1 protein-coding gene is annotated in these 624 nt (G+C 36.1%); it reads left to right on the top strand.

The window, feature by feature from the left end:
* Nucleotides 1–464: 464 nt before the first annotated feature.
* Nucleotides 465–624, top strand: a 160-nt coding sequence (pgk, locus tag ACFIO3_RS15005) for a phosphoglycerate kinase (RefSeq protein ID WP_375704773.1), incomplete at its 3' end; no start/stop codon positions are given.

The raw sequence follows: 624 nt of genomic DNA, 5'->3' as shown, positions 1-624 counted from the left end.
GATGGTCAGCTCTGTCGTGTTTTGGTTTGGTATGATAATGAATGGGGCTTTTCTAACCGTATGAGTGATACGGCTGTAGCTTTTGCTCAAACAATTTAGAAAAAAGGGAGAAAAAAGGACCTTCGGGTCCTTTTCTTATAAGAATAAGAAAAAGTCTCGTTTTTGTAAAAGTTAAGGCGCATTCTTTAAAAAAGGAGATAAAGACGATTGTTTCGTGTGTTGAAGAGAAGACGCTGTTGAGAAATGAATGGTGCAGTTTATTTTAATAACATACATGGTTTTAAACAATACAAGAGAAAACAGAATTCAAAAGAATGCGATTTAAACGAGACAAAGTTTGAAAAAAACAAAAAAAGCAGATCCTTTTCATGTATTCATGTAAAAGCAAAGAGGCATTAAGTGAGAGTAAAGTTAGGCAGATACATTTTTATGTAAAACACATGGAAAATAAAGAGGAAAAAGTGATGGGGTTTCACACACTTGATGATGTTGATGTCACTGGAAAACGTGTTCTTGTGCGGGTGGATTTTAATGTTCCTATGGCACAGGGCAAAGTTTGTGACGAGACACGTCTTGTACGACATAAAGAAACACTCGTTGAGCTACAAAAGCGTGGTGCTAAAC

The organism is Bartonella sp. AD328YNZD, from assembly GCF_042196425.1.
The sequence above is the reverse complement of the archived record's forward strand: the minus strand, read 5'-3'. Positions and strand labels throughout refer to the sequence as shown.